General features: G+C 54.1%; 22 protein-coding genes and 1 other annotated feature. Of the genes, 20 read left to right on the forward strand and 2 right to left on the reverse strand.

Going from position 1 to position 17,929, the window contains the following annotated elements; translation table 11 throughout:
* Positions 1-47 precede the first annotated feature (47 nt).
* From pdxR to KI215_RS05365, 19 genes are all read left to right on the forward strand, one after another.
* Positions 48-1,517: a MocR-like pyridoxine biosynthesis transcription factor PdxR gene (gene pdxR, locus KI215_RS05275; RefSeq protein ID WP_212774517.1), complete on the forward strand. Its 1,470-nt coding sequence runs from the start codon at positions 48-50 to the stop codon at positions 1,515-1,517.
* A 180-nt stretch (positions 1,518-1,697) separates the two neighbouring features.
* On the forward strand, positions 1,698-2,720 hold the full coding sequence (locus KI215_RS05280; protein ID WP_212774518.1) for a type IV pilus twitching motility protein PilT: 1,023 nt from the start codon (positions 1,698-1,700) through the stop codon (positions 2,718-2,720).
* Positions 2,711-3,418 carry a prepilin peptidase gene (locus KI215_RS05285; protein WP_212774519.1) on the forward strand — a complete coding sequence of 236 codons (708 nt, stop codon included), beginning with the start codon at positions 2,711-2,713 and terminating at the stop codon, positions 3,416-3,418. Before KI215_RS05280 ends, KI215_RS05285 begins: the two co-directional genes overlap by 10 nt.
* Positions 3,419-3,442: 24 nt before the next feature.
* Positions 3,443-4,552, forward strand: coding sequence for an SPOR domain-containing protein (locus tag KI215_RS05290; RefSeq protein ID WP_212774520.1), 1,110 nt, complete (start codon positions 3,443-3,445; stop codon positions 4,550-4,552).
* A gap of 257 nt (positions 4,553-4,809) precedes the next feature.
* Positions 4,810-5,448 (forward strand): Maf family protein, encoded by a 639-nt coding sequence (locus KI215_RS05295; protein WP_246512203.1) that lies wholly within the window; start codon positions 4,810-4,812, stop codon positions 5,446-5,448.
* 18 nt (positions 5,449-5,466) lie between these two features.
* The gene (gene radC, locus KI215_RS05300) at positions 5,467-6,186 is read left to right on the forward strand and encodes a RadC family protein (protein ID WP_420830170.1); all 720 of its coding nucleotides are present in this window, start codon (positions 5,467-5,469) and stop codon (positions 6,184-6,186) included.
* 78 nt (positions 6,187-6,264) lie between these two features.
* The gene (locus KI215_RS05305; RefSeq protein WP_212775074.1) at positions 6,265-7,308 is read left to right on the forward strand and encodes a rod shape-determining protein; all 1,044 of its coding nucleotides are present in this window, start codon (positions 6,265-6,267) and stop codon (positions 7,306-7,308) included.
* An 18-nt stretch (positions 7,309-7,326) separates the two neighbouring features.
* Positions 7,327-8,187: a rod shape-determining protein MreC gene (gene mreC / locus KI215_RS05310; protein WP_212774522.1), complete on the forward strand. Its 861-nt coding sequence runs from the start codon at positions 7,327-7,329 to the stop codon at positions 8,185-8,187.
* Between the two features lie 2 nt (positions 8,188-8,189).
* Entirely contained in the window at positions 8,190-8,711 is a 522-nt protein-coding gene (gene mreD, locus KI215_RS05315; protein WP_212774523.1) for a rod shape-determining protein MreD, read from the forward strand.
* 102 nt (positions 8,712-8,813) lie between these two features.
* On the forward strand, positions 8,814-9,488 hold the full coding sequence (locus KI215_RS05320) for a septum site-determining protein MinC (protein ID WP_212774524.1): 675 nt from the start codon (positions 8,814-8,816) through the stop codon (positions 9,486-9,488).
* Between the two features lie 30 nt (positions 9,489-9,518).
* A complete protein-coding gene (gene minD, locus KI215_RS05325; RefSeq protein WP_212774525.1) occupies positions 9,519-10,313 on the forward strand; it encodes a septum site-determining protein MinD in 795 nt (264 codons plus the stop codon).
* A gap of 166 nt (positions 10,314-10,479) precedes the next feature.
* Positions 10,480-11,256: a M23 family metallopeptidase gene (locus tag KI215_RS05330; protein WP_212774526.1), complete on the forward strand. Its 777-nt coding sequence runs from the start codon at positions 10,480-10,482 to the stop codon at positions 11,254-11,256.
* On the forward strand, positions 11,249-12,094 hold the full coding sequence (locus tag KI215_RS05335; RefSeq protein WP_212774527.1) for a M50 family metallopeptidase: 846 nt from the start codon (positions 11,249-11,251) through the stop codon (positions 12,092-12,094). The genes KI215_RS05330 and KI215_RS05335 overlap by 8 nt, the downstream gene beginning before the upstream one ends.
* 66 nt (positions 12,095-12,160) lie before the next feature.
* Positions 12,161-12,233 (forward strand) — a sequence feature (ribosomal protein L21 leader region).
* Positions 12,234-12,242: 9 nt separating this feature from the next.
* Entirely contained in the window at positions 12,243-12,554 is a 312-nt protein-coding gene (gene rplU / locus KI215_RS05340; RefSeq protein WP_212774528.1) for a 50S ribosomal protein L21, read from the forward strand.
* 11 nt (positions 12,555-12,565) lie between these two features.
* Positions 12,566-12,904, forward strand: coding sequence for a ribosomal-processing cysteine protease Prp (locus KI215_RS05345; RefSeq protein ID WP_212774529.1), 339 nt, complete (start codon positions 12,566-12,568; stop codon positions 12,902-12,904).
* Between the two features lie 17 nt (positions 12,905-12,921).
* Positions 12,922-13,218 (forward strand): 50S ribosomal protein L27, encoded by a 297-nt coding sequence (gene rpmA / locus KI215_RS05350; RefSeq protein WP_205495827.1) that lies wholly within the window; start codon positions 12,922-12,924, stop codon positions 13,216-13,218.
* A gap of 111 nt (positions 13,219-13,329) precedes the next feature.
* Positions 13,330-14,064 (forward strand): Spo0B domain-containing protein, encoded by a 735-nt coding sequence (locus KI215_RS05355; protein WP_212774530.1) that lies wholly within the window; start codon positions 13,330-13,332, stop codon positions 14,062-14,064.
* A gap of 16 nt (positions 14,065-14,080) precedes the next feature.
* On the forward strand, positions 14,081-15,361 hold the full coding sequence (obgE, locus tag KI215_RS05360) for a GTPase ObgE (protein WP_212774532.1): 1,281 nt from the start codon (positions 14,081-14,083) through the stop codon (positions 15,359-15,361).
* A 23-nt stretch (positions 15,362-15,384) separates the two neighbouring features.
* Complete coding sequence (locus KI215_RS05365; protein WP_212774533.1) at positions 15,385-16,596, forward strand: NupC/NupG family nucleoside CNT transporter; 1,212 nt, start codon at positions 15,385-15,387, stop codon at positions 16,594-16,596.
* Positions 16,597-16,601: 5 nt separating this feature from the next.
* On the opposite strand, the gene KI215_RS05370 is transcribed toward KI215_RS05365, so the two are convergent.
* Together KI215_RS05370 and KI215_RS05375 are read right to left on the reverse strand one after the other, a co-directional pair.
* Positions 16,602-16,832 carry a hypothetical protein gene (locus KI215_RS05370; protein WP_212774535.1) on the reverse strand — a complete coding sequence of 77 codons (231 nt, stop codon included), beginning with the start codon at positions 16,830-16,832 and terminating at the stop codon, positions 16,602-16,604.
* Entirely contained in the window at positions 16,823-17,293 is a 471-nt protein-coding gene (locus KI215_RS05375; protein WP_212774537.1) for a low molecular weight protein-tyrosine-phosphatase, read from the reverse strand. Before KI215_RS05375 ends, KI215_RS05370 begins: the two co-directional genes overlap by 10 nt.
* A gap of 162 nt (positions 17,294-17,455) precedes the next feature.
* On the opposite strand from KI215_RS05375, the gene KI215_RS05380 reads away from it, so the two are divergent.
* Positions 17,456-17,905: an ACT domain-containing protein gene (locus KI215_RS05380; protein WP_212774538.1), complete on the forward strand. Its 450-nt coding sequence runs from the start codon at positions 17,456-17,458 to the stop codon at positions 17,903-17,905.
* Positions 17,906-17,929: the final 24 nt, after the last annotated feature.

The raw sequence follows: 17,929 nt of genomic DNA on the forward strand, positions 1-17,929 counted from the left end.
TCATATGTAACAGTCAATATCAGATTGTAACAGTTGGAGTGAATGCGATGAAACTCGTCATCAACCGCCAATCCAAAGTGCCGCTCGCCCAGCAGATCCACCAAGCCATTGCCGACCGGATTTTGTCCGGACATCTCGAGCGGGGTGCCCGGTTGCCTTCCGTCCGCCAGTTGGCCAAGATGTTGCAGGTAAGTCCGGTCACGGTGGTTCATGCACTGGATCTGTTGGAGGCGGAAGGATTGATCACCCGTGTCCATGGCAAAGGAACGTTCGTCTATGAAGAACATGCGAAAACCGATCAGACGACAGAACGACAAAAAACGTTTCCTGTCGTGGACTATTTATATCGCTCGCAATATTGGCAGTATCAGAAGAGTGAAGTCCCCATCGATTTTGCCCAATCGGTCGTACATCCTTCTCTGTTGCCCACGCAGGCGTTGGCGGACAGTATTCGACGCTTGATCCGGGAGGAACCGGACGTATTGGTGCAATACGGCGAGATTCAGGGAGATCTCGCGTTGCGTCAAGCTTTGGCGCGGTACATCAGCGGGGAACGGATTACCGCTTCCGCTCATGAAATCTTGGTGACCAATGGCTCGCAACAGGCAATCGATCTGGTGGCGCGGAGTTTTGTGGGCCCGCAGGACGTGGTTGTCACCGAAGAGCCCACTTACACGGCGGCCATCGATGCGTTTCGCAGTCGGGGCGCCACCGTGCTTTCCGTACCGGTGGACGAACATGGGATGCGGATCGATGAGTTGACCGGTCTGTTGGATCGATGCACACCCAAATTGATCTACACGATCCCCTCCTTTCACAACCCGACGGGTTCGGTGATGAGCGTCAAGCGGCGGCGGGAGTTGATTGACATCGCTTCTGAAGTCAATTGCCTGGTATTGGAGGATGATCCATGGAGCGAAATCCATTTTGATGAACCGCCCCCGCCGCATCTCAAATCGATGGATGAAACGGGCAATGTCATTTATATCAAAGGACTGGGTAAAATCTTATCCCCAGGTTGCCGGATCGGTTTTTTGATCGCGACCGGCCCGGTATTGGAACGATTGGTGGCGGCCAAGACCAATGCCGACCTGGGAAACCCCCTGCTGAATCAGAGAGTCATCCTTCCCTTGTTCGAAAACGGATCGATCCGGGAAAGCCTGCGCCGTCTTCGGGAAACGTTGCGCGAAAGACGGAATTTGACGCTTCGTGTGTTGGAACGGCATGCACCCGACGGTGTGACTTGGAAGATTCCCAAAGGCGGCTTTAATGTATGGGTGTCATTGCCTGAAGGAGCCAATGCCAACGAACTGATGGCGGAGGCAGAAAAAGTTGGCATTCGGTTTTTGCCGGGGTCTGCGTGTGATCCCAATCAGATTCAGTGGCGGCATTTACGTATCAGTTTCTCGCCGACTACGGAGGCAGATTTGGAGCAAGGTCTCACTACACTCTGTCACGTGATGGAACGGTATCTCTCTTTGCTCGTGAACAAAAAAGGAAAGTCGCCTTTGTTTTGAGCCACAGTCGTTTTTGGGGTTTGACGGACATGGTTCTATTTTATATTAGAAAAACCAAAAAAGAGTATCACAAGCAGATAAAATAATAATAGACAACCTTATACAAAATGATAAAATATATACATGGCAAAACATGACTATCCCAAATGAAAACAAGCTACTATGACAGGGGGCGTAGGTTTGCCGGAACCGAATTGGTTGTCCATCGCCATCCGACTGGGTGCATCCGATTTGCACCTCTCCGTGGCTCATCGACCGTACATGCGTCTGGACGGCAGGATCTGTCCCATGAGTAATGAGGTTTTGACGGTTGATGATGTAAACGTTTGGGGGATTGCGTTGCTGGGGGAAAGAGGGTGGAAATGTGCACGGGAACGGAATGAAACTGACACGGCGTCCGAATGGAACGGGTCGACGCGTATCCGTGTACATACATTTCACAAAGGGGCGGGGGAGATGGCCATATCCGTCCGCATTTTGCCCACCTGCATTCCCACACCCGAAAGTATCGGCATTCCGCAATCCGTGTTGCAACTTTCTGAGCGGATGCATGGTCTGTTGGTGGTCGTCGGACCGACGGGAGCAGGGAAAACGACAACCGTAGCCGCTTTGGTACACCATTTGAACACGCACTACGCATTGCGGATCATCACGTTGGAAGACCCGATCGAGTATCGGCACATTCCTTGGCGATCGATGATCGAGCAGAGGGAAGTCGGGTGCGATACCACGGGGTTTGATCGAGGATTGTATGCGGCTTTGCGGCAAGATCCAGATTGTCTGGTTGTGGGGGAGTTACGTGACCGGGAAACGATGCATACCGCCATTCGTGCCGCAGAAACAGGCAGATTGGTATTGGCGACGATGCATGCCGCGGACACGGTCTCGGCAGTGTACCGGTTGATTGACGCATTCCCTGCCGATCAACAGTCTTATGTCCGTATGCAGTTGTCCGAACAATTGGCCGGTGTAGTCGCGCAACGGCTGTTGCCCCGAAGGGAGGAGGGCGGCCGTGTGGCTGCATTTGAGGTGTTGATCAACACCCCTGCTGCAGCCAATCTCATCCGCTCAGGTCAACTTCATCAGCTTCCGTCACTCATGCAGGCAGGGACAGCATGGGGGATGCAAACGTTCGAACAGGAGATGGATCGCTTGCTGCAAATGGGAGCGATTGACTCTGGAGCAGTGAAATCATGGATGTGATCGGGGTATGGGCGACGGTTGGTGGTTGGTGGGTGGGGGGCTGGCTGGTACGCTTCAGTTGGTTTCTCTGCACTCGATGGGGAAGCGGGTTCCCATCGAAATGGCATCATATCTCCATGTGGCACCCCGCCATGGAATGGATCATGCCGGTGTGTTTAGGAGGGGTTTACGGGCTTCTCGCTGTATTGGGCCCCGGGATACCTGAGTCGGCGGTAGCGATGTTGTTGTTTGCCGTGTTGTTGGTCGTGACGATTACCGATTTGCACCTGCAGTGGATACCGGATATGGTCATTTACCCAGCCACATGGTTGTTTGCCATCCTTCGATTGTGGGTGGGGCCCCAACCTTGGACTACCTACTTTACCGGTTGTTTGACCGGAGGTTTGATGTTGGCGATTCTGGCTTGGATCAGCAAGGGGATCGGATGGGGAGACGTCAAACTCTTGGGAATGGCTGGCTGGGTGTTGGGATGGCCTGCCGTAGGGGTTGCACTGTGGCTCTCCGTGTGTGTCGGTGGCGTGACAGCGTTGTGGTGGTGGGCAACTGGTCGTGTTGGTGCGGGAGAGGCGATTCCTTTTGGTCCGTTTTTGGCGACAGGGATCGTCACTGCCTATTTCTGGGGAGAGGCATGGGCGGCATGGTATGGCTCGCTTCTGGCGGGTTCTATCTTCTCTAGCAAAACCATATACATGTGGTAGCAGATTGGATAAGGAGAGATGACCATGCCCCAACCCCGGATCACACTGCGTTCCCAGTCCCCCGGTGGGAAGGGGGAGCCCGCCGAAGCTCCCAAACAAATCAAAGTAGGTGGCAAACCGCTGTCGCCGAAGGTTGAAACAAACCGGGAAGATCCAACGTCTATGACAACAGAGGTTGTCCGTTCCAAGGAGGAGGAATCAATCCGTTCCCGGTTTCCGCTCGTGTTTTCAACGTATGAGGAGCAGTGGGATGAAGGGATTGGATGGCGTTCCCCGTCCTCTCCCCTGCATTCTCGTCGGAATCGGGTTTCGCTGTTTTCAGGTTGGCCGGCGGGTTGGTTGATCCTGTCCATCATCGGTGCGATCGTGTTGGGCACATTGATGGGGATGACGCTGTTGTCTACATTTTTTTCGGGTGATGCTGTGCACACCCGCACGATTGATTCCCATCTGAAGAGCACCCCGTCGGATTTGGAGAATGGAAAAGTCTCGCAAAAACCGGGCGCGGCTGTTTCGCTTCCCTCCTTGCAGGCGGTCCTCTTGCAGGCAGGAAGTTATTCCGAAAAAAAGAGAGCGCAACAAACAGTGGAAGGTCTTCGGAGCGAAGGGTGGGCGTCGGTGATGACGCCCGATCCACCGCATCGGATCTATCTGGGGGTGGGCATCAATCGGGATGACGCCCTGAAGCTGTCCGTCATCTATCAAAAACAGAATGTCCAGGTCTATCTGAAGGACTGGGTCGTAAGAGGCGATGGGGTTCGCATCCCGGAAGAACAAGCTCGTTCGTCCAAGGAGATGGCGGTTTTTGCGGAAAAAGGGCATGAATTGTTTCATCGGTTGGGCCAACAGACAGTGTCTCATTTGCAGAGCAACAACACCGTGACGGCTTTTTCGGGGATGACCGATTTGCAGAAACAGTATCAAGCGTATGTGATCCAAGGTACCCGATTGGAATCCAAACTGCCCAAAAAAGCGAAGTCGGCAGCTCTGGGCATGATGCAGGCGCTGGATCTTGCAGTGCAGGGCGCGGAGGAAGCACAGAAAAACCCCAGTTCTGCTCTTATTTGGCAGATGCAAGAGGGGTTGGTTCGCTATGCACTGGCTTATGAACAATTCGTGTCGGCCTGGAAGTGAGCGAAATCTTGCTTGTTCGCCCCCTTTGATTTTGCTACACTAAAAACGAGAGTGGTCCTATGAGGTTTTGAATGGTTTCACCTTCAACCCGCTGAAGATCCTTCCGTCCTGCTTGTTGCCTTCCGTCTTGGGGAAGGTTCTTCTTGTCTTCCCGAATGCCGTCATAACTGAACGGGACATGTTCCCATACTCCTTCGTGCAGACTATCACATGTCTGGTTATTCAACACGTTTGCTGTTTAAAGACTGGAGGCGTTGGTGTTGATCAAGCGGGCACTGGTTCTCGCATCCGCTTCCCCTCGCCGCCGTGAGGTTTTAAGCGGCTTAGGTCTTTCATTTGAAGTAATACCCAGTACAATCGACGAACAGATATCCCGGCCGCTTCCTCCAGGTGAAATGGTGGAACAACTGGCGCTCCGAAAAGCCGAGGACGTCGCCCGATCCTGCAAGTATTCTCTGGTCATCGGCGCGGACACCGTCGTCGTGCTGGACGGTAAGGTCCTGGGCAAACCGGCGGATCGTCGGGAAGCGTATGCGATGTTGGAGCGGCTGCAAGGCAGAACCCATCAGGTATACAGTGGCCTTGCGCTGGTGGAAACGGACAGAGATGGGCAGATATCTCGCCGGAGTGTCCGCCATCGCATTACCCGGGTTCACATGCGGCCCATGAGCCCCGACGAGATCGAATGGTACATCTATACGAATGAACCGATGGACAAAGCCGGTTCCTACGGCATTCAGGGTCTGGGATCCTTCTGGGTCACGGGGATTGATGGTTGTTACACCAACGTGGTGGGCCTTTCGGTCCCTTTGCTGTACGAAATGGTGCGGGACATGGGGTATTCGTTGATCGATTTCACCAAATTTGGGCCATCGGACGGGAGAACCCGGCGATGAAAGTCGGGAGATGCGGGGGTGCAACGTGTGAACCCGGGCGCACATTTGAGAATCCGGGATGTACCGGAAAGCGAACGTCCCCGTGAGCGGATGATGCGCGAGGGGGCTGAGCGCTTGTCCAATGCGGAGCTGGTGGCGATTCTGCTACGGACGGGCACATCGTCGGAATCGGCTCTCCGTCTGGCGGAACGTGTGCTCACGCAAACGGGCGGACTGCGTGAATTGGCTGATGTGACACTCAACGAGCTGATGAACATTCGCGGGATCGGCCCGGCCAAGGCGGTCCAACTGTTTGCGGGGATCGAATTGGGCAGGCGGATCTCCCGTACGCTGCCCCCCGAGCGAAAAGCGGTTCGTTCGCCGAAAGATGCCGCTGACTGGGTCATGGAGGAGATGCGCCACCTCAAGCAGGAGCATTTCGTTTGTCTCTTTTTAAACACCAAAAATCATGTACTCGAAAAAGAGCGCATTTTTGTCGGGACTTTGAACAGTTCAGTCGTTCACCCGAGGGAAGTGTTCCGTCAAGCGATTCGCCGCAGTGCCGCCGGCGTCATTTGCTTCCACAATCATCCCAGTGGAGATCCGAGCCCGAGTGTGGAAGATATTCAGGTGACGGAACGGTTATTTCGGGCAGGAAGGATCGTCGGGATTGAATTGATCGATCATATTATCATTGGTGACGGCGTGTTTTTCAGTATGCGCGAAAACGAGTATCTGCCTGGCGAACCGCGAGAGTGACGGGAGGGTGGACGGCTGATGCGCATAGGGATAGAGTTGGGAAGCAATGAAGAGGACAGTCGGAAGGAGAGATTCCCGATGTTTGGCGGATTTACGAGGGATATGGGGATTGATCTGGGCACTGCGAATACATTGGTATACGTGAAAGGACAGGGGATCGTCGTGCGCGAGCCTTCCGTCGTGGCTATGGAAACCGGGACGGAAGAAATCAAGGCGGTCGGCAACGAAGCGAAACGAATGATCGGACGTACCCCGGGCAACATCGTGGCGATCCGTCCGATGAAGGATGGTGTGATCGCCGATTACAATACGACGGCGACCATGATTGAGTACTTCATTCGTCAGGCCCAAAAACAACACCGGATCTATATTCCACGCAAACCCAACGTGATGGTGTGTGTACCCTCGGGCGTCACACCCGTGGAGAAGCGGGCAGTGGAAGAAGCGACGCGCCAAGCGGGGGCCAAGGAAGCATACACGATTGAGGAGCCGTTTGCAGCGGCGATCGGTGCGGAATTGCCGGTATGGGAACCGACCGGCAGCATGGTGGTTGATATCGGTGGGGGAACGACGGAAGTGGCCGTCATCTCGTTGGGAGGAATCGTAACGAGCAAATCGCTTCGTGTGGCCGGCGACGAGATGGATGAAGCCATCATTCAATACATCAAAAAGAATTATAACCTGATGATCGGAGAGCGCACCGCGGAGACATTGAAGTTGGAGATTGGATCCGCTATGCCGACAGACGACGGCAAGGCGATGGATATTCGCGGTCGCGACCTGATCACAGGGTTGCCCAAAACGATCCATATCACTTCCCGGGAAATAGCCGAGGCGTTGTCCGACACAGTGGATGAAATTTTAGACGCGGTGAAACAGACGTTGGAGCAAACCCCGCCCGAATTGGCCGCTGACATCATGGATCGCGGTATTGTGCTGACGGGCGGCGGTGCCTTGTTACGCAATTTGGACAAGCGGATGAGCCTGGAAACTGAGATGCCGGTGGTCGTGGCGGACAATCCGCTTGATTGTGTAGCCATCGGCACCGGTCGGGCGTTGGAAAACATCCATTTGTTCACATCCGGTTCGTCCACGGGCTTCCGATTCGGACGACGTCGGTAACCGGGGTGATCGCCGTTGTTGTCGCGACTGTTTGGGAATCGAAGATTGTTGGTGTTGTTGTTGTCGATGATCGCCCTGTTGTCCATGATGGGAATGACTCGCGGAGAGCGCAACGAATTGACGCTCCCCGAGCGCTGGATCAAAAACGTGACGGACACGGTGGGAAGTGGGTTGTATCGACCCACTTCCGTTTTGGTCGGGTGGTTTCATGCTTCTCCGCCGGAGGCTGCCACTTCCACTCAGGTACTGCAGTTGAAATCGCAACTGGCAAAACTACAAGAGGAGAACCGCCAGTTAAAAGAGATCATCGGATACCGGAAAGGAAATGAAGTTTCCTATATTGCGGCCCATGTGGTGGCGCGCAATCCGGATCGGTGGAACAACCGGGTGGTGATTGATCGCGGTACGGAAGACGGGGTATTGCTCAATATGCCGGTGATTACCAACCAAGGGCTGATTGGGCGGGTCACAGCGGTTACCGGGCACATGGCCGATGTCCAGTTGCTGACCGATTCGGACGAAAGCCCCGGCATCGCGGCGCATTTGCAGACCACACACGGAACCTATTTCGGCATTGTGGACGGTTTTGACGAAGGACGAAAACGCTTGGTCATGAAGTATATCCCGGCAACGGCCAAACCGAAAAAAGGCGATATTGTGGTTACGTCCGACCAATCCGACATCTATACCGGCGGTTTGCTGATCGGCACTGTGGACGGTGTCGCACCCGGTGAGTACGGGGTGGACAAGACGGTGTACGTCAAACCGGCGGCCTCCTTGGAACAGCTAAGCTATGTGCTGGTCGTGCGCGACCCGGAGAAGATTCAACTGCGTCAGTTTGAACGTCAGACGGGTGCCGCCGGCAATGGGGGGAAATGATGGTGTATCGCGCAGTCTTCGTCGGGTGCCTTTTCTTTTTATTGGTGTTGGAAGGAACGGTGTTGCAATGGGTGCTTCCCCAGGCTTGGGGAAGCACTATTGTGATTGTTCCCCAATTGGTGGTGGCCGGTGTGGTCATTCTCTCACTGTTTCGTGGGGAACGAGCCGGACTGATTTACGGTTTCGGTTTCGGTCTGTTGTATGATGTTGTGTATGGTCCGGTCCTTGGCATGCACGCATTTACAATGGCGGCAGTCGGCTATTTCGCCGGTCTCATTTCCCGTCAATTCGCCCCCGGTGCGATCGTGTCGTTACTGACCACGTCACTCAGTATCACGGTCCATCTGATCATGACATACGGTTTGTTTCGTCTGTTTGGATTGACGGATATGGATTGGAATCAGGCTTTGGTTTATCACGTCGCGCCGTCCGTGGTGTTCAATGTTGTAGCCGCCCTCCCTGTCGACCGTGTGTTTCGGTGGGTGAACCAGAAATGGGATACCCGTTCCCTTTCATTTGATTGATCCCGTTACGCCTTGCGTTCCGCCGTGAACCGCCCCTTGGTGGAAGAAGGAAATTGCGTGAGATTCGCCGAAATCCATATGTTGAGACGGGGTGACACGAGCATGAAAAAAGTGCTAAAACCGGGCGTAACCATCAAGGGGACCAAAGATGGGCTGCTGTTTTTATTTGACGATTCACGCCCGTTTTCCGACATCCTGAATGAATTGAAGCATAAATTGGACAGCGGCGGCCCGATATGGGACGGTCCCGATACCCGTGTGTGGATCAAGCTGGGACAAAGGCAGATCACACAGCAGGAAGAAGCGGAGATGCGTAAGCTGTTTTCGCTTCGCAAAAACCTGATCATCACATCCATCGAGGCGGACGGCATGCCATATCTAGCAGACGGGAATACGGGGATTCGCATGTTGACCGGCACGGTTCGGTCGGGGCAAGTGTTGGAACATCGGGGCGATTTGTTGTTGATGGGGGATGTCAATCCGGGTGGATGCGTCCGCACGACGGGCAGCTTGTATGTTTTGGGCGCCTTGCGCGGGCTGGCTCATGCCGGCAGTGAAGGCGACGAGACAGCGATCATCGCTGCCGCTCAGTTTCGTCCGACGCAGTTGCGCATCGCGGATACCATCTCCCGTCCGCCCGACGAGTGGGACGAATCGGATGTGGAGATGAAGTTCGCCTATTTGGTCAATCATCAGATTGCGGTGGACAAGATTCATCATTTCAGCCTCATTCGACCAGATAAAGAATGGAAAGAAAACCGAATGCGGCGATGGTAAGAGGGGGTAAGCCCGAGAGGAGGAGAAGTTGTGGGGGAGTCCATCGTTGTAACATCGGGAAAAGGCGGTGTGGGCAAATCCACCACGACCGCCAACGTCGGTACCGCCCTCGCCTTATCAGGAAAAAAAGTGTGCTTGGTGGACACCGATATCGGATTGCGCAATTTGGATGTGCTGATGGGACTGGAAAATCGGATCGTCTACGACCTCGTCGACGTGATCGAAGGAAATTGCCGTTTGCAGCAGGCGTTGATCCGAGATAAGCGTTGTGATGAACTGTATCTGTTGCCAGCGGCGCAATCCAAGGACAAGTCAGCTGTTTCCGCCCATCAGTTGCGCAAATTGATCGGTGAGTTGAAGGAAGAATTCGATTATGTGATCATCGATTGTCCGGCCGGGATTGAAACCGGTTTTAAAAATGCTGTCGCCGGTGCCGATCAGGCCATTGTCGTAACGACACCGGAAAACGCTTCGGTCCGGGATGCCGACCGGGTGATCGGATTGCTGGAGAAGGAACGTGTGGAAGCCCCCAAGCTGGTGGTGAACCGTCTCAAAACCCAAATGGTCAAAGACGGGGGCATGATGGACGTCGATGAAGTGGTGTCCGTTTTGGCCATCGACCTTCTGGGTGTCGTACCCGACGACGAGCGCATCATCCGTGCCGGTAATCAAGGGGAACCGATCGTTTTGCATCACGATTGTCTGGCTGCACAGGCTTATCGCAACATTGCGCGCCGAATCCAAGGGGAATCGGTACCGCTTTTGGTATTGGACAAAGAGCGGAATGTGATGTCCAAATTGAAAAGGTGGCTGGGATTTGCCTGACTTGATGATGTACATAATCATGCACAGTTTCGGGGGAAATATTCCCCCGTTTTTTGATGAGGTGCAAATCCCTTTTCCCATCGGCAATGTGAGCATAACTAAACCGCTTGTCTCATATCTTGGTAACAAATACAAGGACATGCCGAACGAAGGGATGGGGTCAAAGATGCGGGAGTGGGCCCAGGGAATCCGTAAGCGTCGGGAACGTCAAGTGCGGGCGATTCAACAGGGTCAGCCTCCTTTACCGTTTCGCTCTTCCCGACCGTGGGCGGATCGGCGCGATCGGTGGCGGGAAGAGAGTGCGCCGTGGAACCGACCGGGATGGTGGGCGGAGGAGCCGAAGAAAAACAACACCGGTCGGTTACTCTATCAAACGTTTGCAGCTTTTTTGCTCCTCTCTTTTACCTATTTGGTGTTCCAATCCGATTCGACCATGAGCCGGCGCACTCAAGAGTGGATCAGTGAAGCGCTCCATCGGGACTTCAATTTTGCGGGTGTGGCTGAGTGGTATCGCACATATGCGGGGAACGCGGAGGACTTTCTTCCGGCGTTTTCCGGGGTGACGGACAATCAAAGCGTCAAACCGACACCGTCTTGGTACACACCGGTTAAAGGGAAAGTGGCGCAACCTTTTGCCAAGGATGGACGCGGCGTGGTGATTCGGAGTACGAATTCAGCCCCGGTCGTGGCGGCATCGGACGGTTGGGTTGTGTTTGTCGGGTCAAAACCGGGGTTGGGAAAAACCGTGGTGATACGTCATACCGACGGCAGGGAAACATGGTATGGCTGGTTGGAAACAGTTCGGGTTCGGCCCAAGGATTGGGTGACCGGGAAACAATTGTTGGGAGAGATCGGTCAATCAGGCGGACGTCCCCTGCTGTACTTCGCTTTGCGCCGAAACGGAACATTTGTCAATCCCACGGAAGTGATACCGTTTGAATAATCGCCTGCCGTGGCAGGGATTGAAGGTCCGCATTCATTTCCTGTTTTGGATCGTCATCCTGTTGACGGTGGTGATGGGACGCTTTTTGGAAATTGTGACGTTGTTCGTGTTGGTCATCATCCACGAGATGGGCCATGTCACCGCGGCATGGTCTTTGGGGTGGCGGATTCGTTCTTTAGAACTGTTACCGTTCGGCGGAGTAGTCATGACGGATGAATGGGGAAGTGTACCCATTCATGAAGAACTGATCGTCGCGCTGTCCGGACCGTTTCACAATGTCATGATGATATTGGCGGGCGCCCTGTTTATGTGGATCGGTTGGTGGGATCAGGAGTGGACCCGCTATTTCGTCCATCTCAATGCCATGCTGGTCGGGTTTAACCTGTTGCCGATCTATCCGCTGGACGGCGGTCGGGTGATGCAGGCGCTCTTGGGTTATGTGTTACCGTATCGGAAAGCGGTGGTATGGTCGGTGAAGATCAGCACCGTCGCGGCCGGACTGCTGATGGTTTGGGGATGGATCGGCGGTATTCATGTCAATCTCGTTCTGATCGCCGCATTTTTATTGCACGCCAATTGGCAGGCGTGGCGGCAACGCGAATTCCAATTCATGCGTTTTTTGGTCAGTCGAAAAAATCATCCGCCACCGCCGTCATCCCGTTTGATTACCCTGCGTGTTTCTCCGCGGGCCACATTGTTGTCGGTAGTCAAAACATGGCGGAAAGAAGCGTACCATGTAATCATGGTTCGGGGTACCCGACACGTGATACCGGAAGAAGTGGTGCTGTCCAGATTATTGGATCATCGCGAACACGACCGCTGCATCGGGGAATTGTAAAGCAGGATTTGACAAGAACGTACGTTTATGCTAAGATCTTCGTTGTGTACTTACGCCTTTTCCCGGAAAGGCGTACAACCGCACGGTAAGGGTTTGTAAGAGATGTTCCACCCTTGGCCGGCGAGTCTTGAGTAGAGGAGGTACCGGGATGTTTGCAATCATCGAAACAGGCGGCAAACAATACCGCGTCAAACAAGGCGATGTCATTTATGTGGAAAAACTGCCGGTGGCCGAAGGTGAACCCGTCACCTTTGACAAAGTCCTGCTCGTGGCCAAAGAAGACGGAACGGTCGTCGGCAAACCGGTCGTGGAAGGTGCCGTGGTGAAAGGCAAAGTGGAACAACACGGCAAAGGCAAAAAAATCACCGTATTCAAGTACAAACCGAAGAAAAACTATAAACGGAAACAAGGTCATCGCCAACCGTTCACCAAAGTGGTGATCGAAGCGATTGAAGCGTAAGTGAAGCCAAAATGATTCAGGTGGATGTTTTCCGGAAGCGCGGGCGAATCGAACGGGTGATCGTAGAAGGCCACGCCTATTTCGACGAACCGGGGCGCGACATCGTCTGTGCCGCTGTTTCGTCGATCACCATCGGCATGGTCAATGCGACGGAAAAACTGTTGGGTGTCCGCGTGTACGAAGCGGACGAATCCGCAGGCAGGATCGAGTGTCGCATTCCCGAGCTGGAACCGAACACGGCCGAACGTGTGCAGTTGCTGATGGAGGCGATGGTTCACTCGCTCGCCGAGATCGCCGAAGCGTATCCGGATCATGTTCGGATACAGAATCGTGAGGCCCGACAGGGCTGAAAAGGAGGTTGACACCCATGCTGAAAATGAATCTGCAATTCTTCGCTCAGAAAAAAGGGGTCGGCTCCACGAAAAACGGTCGGGACAGCATCGCCAAACGTCTCGGCGTGAAACGTGGAGACGGTCAATTCGTTACCGCCGGCAGCATCTTGGTGCGCCAACGCGGTACCAAAATTTACCCGGGCTTTGGCGTAGGTATCGGTGGAGACGACACCCTGTTCGCCAAAGTGGACGGTGTGGTTCGTTTTGAACGGATGGGACGCGACCGGAAAAAAGTGTCCGTCTATCCGCAAGAAGCGGTTGTTCAAGCCTGAGATCACGGAATATATGCCCCGGTTCCTACCGGGGTTTTTTTGTGGGTCGTATTGAAGTACAATAGGAACGCCTATAAAAATATCTGAAAAAAGAGATGGGAGTCGGTGCCTGTGCCGGACAAGTGGAAGGCATGGCTGAAGCCGACGATCCCCGCGGGGATCATGTTGGTGGCCATGACCGCTTACCCTTGGCCTTGGTGGGGGAGAATGATCCTCGGAGCAGTGGCATGGGCCAGCATCGTTTGGGCGCAACAGAGGGTCGAACGCGTCGCGGAACGGAAGCTTCTCGTTCGTGAAGCGGAAACCGTGCTTCGATGGTTGAGTCGGTTGCGCCATGATTGGCTCAATGAGATTCAAGTGCTCCTGGGTTATTGTTCGATGAACAAAACCGACCGCGTTCGTCCGCATTTGCTGCGTCTTGCAAAGGAAATGGAACAGGAGCGAACCCTATCCCAAATTTCCCATCCTCTCTTGGCTGTGGCGCTGATTCAGTTGCGTCATCATGCCCCCGGCTGGCGCTGGCAGATCGAATTCCACATGGAAACATCCAACTTGTCTGCCCAACAGGGGTATGACGCCGCCGTATATGTGGAGAATCTGGCGAAATGCTTGACGACTGTGACGGCAGTCGCTCCTGAAGATGTGTCTGTGAGGATGGTGTTCGATTGGGACGGGGACACCCTGTTGATCTCATTGACATCACAGTTGCCATTGGCGGATGCGGTTGAAAAAGCACGGGTGCAAAGCGGTCTTCAGGATGGTACGGAGACGAAGCGCAACGGGGAAAACGAATGGATCATTCGGTTTTTGAATCGGTCGAAAACAGGGAAGGCATGGCTGATGTGAGGGCAGGTGGCAAGTAATGTTTGTGGATCAAGTCAAGGTGTTTGTCCGGGGCGGCGACGGCGGTAACGGGATGGTGGCTTTTCGGCGAGAAAAGTACGTTCCGCACGGCGGACCTGCAGGCGGTGACGGCGGCAGGGGTGGCGACGTCATCTTCCGCGTGGACGAAGGTCTGCGCACGCTGATGGATTTTCGCTACCAACGCCATTTTAAAGCCAAACGGGGAGAGAATGGTCGATCCAAAGGGCAGCACGGAGCCAATGCGGAACCTTTGATCGTGCGTGTACCGCCGGGTACAGTGGTGAAAAATGCCGAAACCGGTGAAATCATCGCCGATTTGACCATACACGGACAAGAAGCGGTTATTGCCCGCGGCGGGCGGGGAGGACGGGGCAACATGCGATTTGCCACACCGGTCAACCCCGCTCCGGAAATCGCTGAAAACGGCGAGCCGGGAGAAGAGCTGTGGGTGGAACTGGAGTTGAAGCTGCTGGCCGATGTCGGTTTGGTCGGCTATCCCAGTGTGGGGAAATCGACGTTATTGGCCGCGGTGTCGGCTGCCCGTCCCAAAATCGGTGCCTACCATTTCACCACACTGTCCCCCAATCTGGGCGTGGTGGATGTAGGTGACGGGCGCAGTTTCGTTTTGGCTGATTTGCCCGGCTTGATCGAGGGTGCCCACGAGGGTGTCGGTTTGGGACACCAGTTCTTGCGCCATGTGGAGCGTACCCGGGTGTTGATCCATGTGATCGATATGGCCGGTTCCGAGGGGCGTGATCCGTGGGAAGACTGGAAGCAGATCAACCAGGAACTGAAGCTGTACCGGGAATCGTTGGCTGAGCGTCCCCAAGTGGTGGCGGCCAACAAGATGGATTTACCGAATGCCGAGGAAAATTTGCAGGCTTTCCGTGAAAAGGTGGGCCCGGACATCCCCGTTTATCCCATCTCGGCAGCGACGCGTCAAGGTTTGCGCGAATTGATTTACGGTGTGGCAGACTTGCTGGATCGGATCCCGAAACAACCATCCGTCGAGGCGGAAGAAGATGAGACGTACAAAGTGTACAAAAGCAAGCCGTCGGAAGAACCCTTTACGATTCGCCGTGAAAACGATGTGTTTGTCGTGGAGGGCGAACGGGTGGAACGTCTCTTGAGACGGACCAATTTCCAGTATTATGACAGCGTTCGTCGATTTGCGCGCATCATGAAGGAAATGGGCGTAGAAGACGCCCTGCGCGAAAAAGGGGCGAAAGAAGGGGATACGATCCGGATCGGGGACATGGAATTCGAATTTACGGATTGACAGTCGTGGGAAGGAGTTTTGGTGTGAATATTTTGTGGGGAATCGCCGGCATGCTGGTGGTGCTGGGGATCGCTTTCCTGATGTCCACCAACAGGAAAGCGATCCGCCTGCGCCCCGTTCTTGTCGGTTTGGCAATACAGTTTTCTTTTGCCTTTTTCGTGTTGAAATGGCCGATGGGGCGTGCTGTCTTGCAGTGGTTTAGTTCACAGGTGGAGAAAGGGATCGGATATGCGGACCAAGGCATCCGGTTTCTGTTCGGTCCGTTGTTGGAAGGTCATCAGGCACCGGTATTTGCCCTTCAGGTACTTCCGGTGATCATATTTTTCGCTTCCCTGATCGGGGTGCTGTATTATCTCGGCATCATGCAATGGATCATTCAAATCTTGGGCGGAACCATCTCCTGGTTGATGGGCACCAGCAAGGTGGAGTCATTGACCGCGGTGGCGACCGTTTTTCTCGGACAATCGGAGTCACCGATTCTGATCCGCCCATATTTGGCTCGGCTCACCTCTTCCGAACTGTTTGCGGTGATGACCGGCGGATTTACTTCGGTTGCCGGTTCGGTTCTGGTGGGTTATTCCCTGTTAGGTGTGCCGCTCCATTATCTGCTCGCGGCCAGCATCATGGCGGCACCCGCCGGTTTGGTGATGGCAAAAATCGTGATGCCGGAAACGGAAACCCCGCTGGCCGATGAGGAGATACGCATGGCCAAAGACACCGAATCGGTCAATGTGATCGATGCCGCAGCCCGGGGTGCGATTGACGGATTGAAACTGGCACTGAACGTCGGCGCATTGTTGTTGGCGTTTATCGGGTTGATCGCATTGATCAATGGAATATTGGGTGGAATCGGCAACTGGGTGGGGGTACCCGGATTGTCGATGCAAAAAGTATTGGGCTATCTCTTCGCCCCCATCGCGTTTGTGGTGGGTGTGCCATGGTCGGAAGCGATTCAGGCCGGCGGTTATATCGGGCAAAAGCTGATTCTCAACGAGTTTGTATCTTATACTGCTTTTGGTCCGCAAATTCCGCATTTGTCTGAAAAAACAGTGGCGATCGTCACATTTGCCTTGTGCGGATTTGCCAACCTTTCCTCGATCGCGATTCAGATCGGGGTGATTGGTTCACTCGCTCCCAACCGTCGGAGCGATGTGGCCTGTTTCGGTTTGCGCGCCATGATTGCCGGTATGATGGGTTCGCTGTTGAGTGCGGCCATGGCCGGCATGTTGGTATGAGGGTATCAAGGTTGAAAACCGGAATCCGAAGGGATTGTCGGTTTTTTGTTTGCGATTACTCCGATTCTGTTATTTTTCAACCACTCCCATAAATAAAAATCCCCTCCAAGGTAGTGGAGGGGTTTGAGGTCGATTTCAAGAATGGAACCGCCCTTTTTTGAGTCATGATGGCGCCTCTGGCAGATTCCTTCTGTCCGGGTGCGCCTTTTTTCGCTTTCAAGAACGATCACTTCCACCCTTGTTCCTCTTTGATCCGTTCCAAGAGACCGCGACAACCGGCGGACACCAACTCGTAAACCTCTTCAAAGTTTCCCGTATAGTAGGGGTCCGGCACTTCCCTGTATGTCGTGTCCGGGATGAAATCGGTCAACCGATAGAGGCGTTGGTGATTTCGCTCGGCCATGCGGCGCAAGTAGGACAAGTTGTTGTCGTCCATGGCGATGATGTAGTCGAAGTCTTCCAAATCCTGTTTTTTCACCTGACGGGCGCGAATACCTTCGTGGGGGATGCCGTATTGTTTGAGAATACGGCGTGTACCATGGTGAGGGGGCTCGCCCGTATGCCAATCGCCTGTGCCCGCCGAATCAACACGGATTCGATCTTCCAAACCTTCTTCTTTCACCATGTGTCGGAAGACCGCTTCTGCCATCGGTGAGCGGCAAATGTTGCCTAAACAGACGAACAACACGGAAACCACGCTCTCTCCCTCCTTTGTAAATGATGACGAATTCTATGGTATCACAGTCCGATTGGTTCGGCATTTTTTCGCACGGTTCAAAAAAATACTTGCCTGACAGCGCTTCCAACTCTTATAATGTCCAAAGTAAACAAACATTTGTCTATTACAGGAGGACGTCGCATGGGATTTGAAGCGGACGCCTATTATTTGGTCAAGGGAGAGCTGTTACCGGAAGCGATACAGAAAACAGTGGAAGCCAAACAGTTGCTGGCAAAGGGAGAGGTTCGCACGGTTCAGGAAGCCGTGGAACGGGTGGGGCTGAGTCGCAGCTCGTTCTATAAATACAAAGACGGGATCTTCCCGTTCAATGCGATGGTCAAATCCAAGATCGTTACCATCTCACTGGCGCTGGAACACCGCTCCGGTGTGTTGTCCCAAGTGTTGCGGCACTTGGCGGATCATGGCGGGAATGTATTGACGATTCATCAGACGATCCCGTTGCAAGGTGTGGCCAACGTCACCATGTCGGTGGATACCGTCTACCTGAATACCGATGTCACCCGTCTGATCGACGGGCTGCAGGAATTGGACGGTGTCAGCCGTGCGATGCTGGTGGGTTCAGGCGAATAAACTTCCCGCACAGGGAACGTGATG

It is taken from the genome of Polycladomyces abyssicola (assembly GCF_018326425.1).
GTDB lineage: Bacteria > Bacillota > Bacilli > Thermoactinomycetales > JIR-001 > Polycladomyces > Polycladomyces abyssicola.

Excerpts from the sequence above, each read along its gene's own strand:
- KI215_RS05330 (WP_212774526.1), top strand. The coding sequence starts at position 10,480 with ATGCGGGAGTGGGCCCAGGGAATCCGTAAGCGTCGGGAACGTCAAGTG.
- rplU (WP_212774528.1), top strand. The coding sequence starts at position 12,243 with ATGTTTGCAATCATCGAAACAGGCGGCAAACAATACCGCGTCAAACAA.
- pdxR (WP_212774517.1), top strand. The coding sequence starts at position 48 with ATGAAACTCGTCATCAACCGCCAATCCAAAGTGCCGCTCGCCCAGCAG.
- KI215_RS05285 (WP_212774519.1), top strand. The coding sequence starts at position 2,711 with ATGGATGTGATCGGGGTATGGGCGACGGTTGGTGGTTGGTGGGTGGGG.
- KI215_RS05305 (WP_212775074.1), top strand. The coding sequence starts at position 6,265 with ATGTTTGGCGGATTTACGAGGGATATGGGGATTGATCTGGGCACTGCG.
- obgE (WP_212774532.1), top strand. The coding sequence starts at position 14,081 with ATGTTTGTGGATCAAGTCAAGGTGTTTGTCCGGGGCGGCGACGGCGGT.
- KI215_RS05345 (WP_212774529.1), top strand. The coding sequence starts at position 12,566 with ATGATTCAGGTGGATGTTTTCCGGAAGCGCGGGCGAATCGAACGGGTG.
- KI215_RS05290 (WP_212774520.1), top strand. The coding sequence starts at position 3,443 with ATGCCCCAACCCCGGATCACACTGCGTTCCCAGTCCCCCGGTGGGAAG.
- KI215_RS05380 (WP_212774538.1), top strand. The coding sequence starts at position 17,456 with ATGGGATTTGAAGCGGACGCCTATTATTTGGTCAAGGGAGAGCTGTTA.
- KI215_RS05320 (WP_212774524.1), top strand. The coding sequence starts at position 8,814 with ATGAAAAAAGTGCTAAAACCGGGCGTAACCATCAAGGGGACCAAAGAT.
- rpmA (WP_205495827.1), top strand. The coding sequence starts at position 12,922 with ATGCTGAAAATGAATCTGCAATTCTTCGCTCAGAAAAAAGGGGTCGGC.